Below are 2,030 nucleotides of genomic sequence, written 5' to 3' on the forward strand. Positions count from 1 at the left end.
ACATACTGCACCGGCAACGGCGCCCACCCCGGCACCTGCCCCGCACACCGACTGGCATACGCCACACCCAAATCCCGCACCAACGGGGCCACCGACCACCCATCAGCAGCGATATGGTGCACCGCGGCCACCAACACATGCTCATCCTCAGCGACCCGGAAAAGCCTTGCCCGCAAAGGAATCTCGCCAGCCAAATCAAACGTGTAACGAGCCGCGGCGCCCACAGCCGCCTCCAGCCGATCATCCGGCCAGCCGACGGCATCAACAACCTGCCACCCGAAATCAACCCGCCCCACCGGAACAATCACCTGCTGAGGGACCCCGTCCACCGCCACAAACAACGTCCGCAAACTTTCATGACGGCCCACCACATCAGCCAGCGCCGCCCCCAACGCCTCAGCATCCAACCGACCACTGAGCCGCAACGCCACCGCCATGTTGTAAATCGGTGACGGCCCCTGCAACTGATCCAGGAACCACAACCGGGCCTGGGCAAACGACAACGGAACCACCGCCGGGCGCTCCACAGCCACCAACGGCTCCAGCCCACCCCCACCCGCACCCTCAATACGAGGCGCCAGCTCAGCCACCGTCGGCGCCTCGAACAACACCCGCACCGAAAGACCCGCATCAAAGGACTTATTCACCGCGGCAATCACCCGCATCGCCGACAGCGAATCCCCACCCACCTCAAAGAACGAGTCATCAACCCCGACCCGCTCCAAGCCAAGAACCTGGGCATAAATCCCAGCAACAATCTCTTCGGTCAAGCTGGTCGGGGCGCGATAGCCCTCGCCGTCTTGATAGCCCGGGGCCGGCAAGGCTTTGGTGTCGAGTTTGCCGTTAGCAGTCAGCGGCAACGCCTCGATCACCACGACCGCAGCCGGCACCATATAAGCGGGCAGCCGCTCAGCCACAGCGCTGCGCAACACCGCCGGCTCGGCGGTCCCGGTCACATACCCCACCAGACGCTTATCCCCAGCGACGTCCTCGCGCGCGATCACCACCGCCTGACGCACACCCTGCTGGGCGGCCAACACCGCTTGAACCTCACCCAACTCGATGCGATACCCGCGGATCTTGACCTGCTCATCAGCACGCCCCACATAGCGCAACTGACCATCAGCGCCCCACGACACCACATCCCCAGTGCGATACATCCGGATGCCCGACGCTGCTGGCCCACCGAACGGACACGCCACAAACCGCGCACTGGTCAACCCCGCCCGACCCACATAGCCATAAGCCAACCCGCCACCAGCCACATACAACTCACCGACCACCCCAGCGGGCACCGGACGCAACCAGTTATCGAGCACAAACAACGCCGCTCCGGGCACCGGCGACCCGATCGGTACCTCCCTGGAACCCGCTGCCAGCGGCGCGCTGATAGTCGCATACACCGTCGTCTCTGTGGGGCCGTAGGCATTGACCATCAATTGCCGGGCTGCCCAGCGGTCTACCAGCTCGGCCGGGCAGGGCTCAGCGGCGACCACCAACGCCGCCAAATCCAGCCCTTCAGGTGAGAGCATCCCCGCAGCCGATGGGGTTTGGCTTAGCACGCTGACCTGCTCACGAACCAGCAACGCGTGAAGGTCTTTTGGTGAGCGGACCACCGACTCGGGCACCACCACCAACCGCCCGCCGTGCAACAGCGCGCCCCAGATCTCCCACACCGAATAGTCAAACGCCAACGAATGACACTGCGACCACACCTGCTCTGGCGCAGGGATGATACCGAAATCCAGTGCCTCGAACAGTCGGGTCACGTTGCGGTGGGTGGTGGCCGTCCCCTTAGGCACACCAGTAGTGCCCGAGGTGTAAATCAGATACGCGATGTCGTCCTCTGCCGGCCCCGGCAATCCAGTGCTGGGCTGGGTGTCGATGCGCGCATCGTTGACCTCGATCACCGACAGCTCATAGCCCTGCACCCGCTCGGCCAACTCCGCGGTGGTCACCACCGCGACCGGCCCCGCATCAGCGAGCATGAACTGCATCCGCGCCCCCGGCTGTGTCGGATCGATCGGCAA

Annotated in this window: 1 protein-coding gene; it reads right to left on the reverse strand. The window is 64.5% G+C overall.

Translation table 11 applies throughout. The features are described from left to right. Positions 1 to 2,030, reverse strand: a 2,030-nt coding sequence (locus A5753_RS13640) for a non-ribosomal peptide synthetase (RefSeq protein WP_156656094.1), incomplete at both ends; no start/stop codon positions are given.

This window comes from Mycobacterium sp. 852002-51971_SCH5477799-a, assembly GCF_001667145.1.
Taxonomy (GTDB): domain Bacteria; phylum Actinomycetota; class Actinomycetes; order Mycobacteriales; family Mycobacteriaceae; genus Mycobacterium.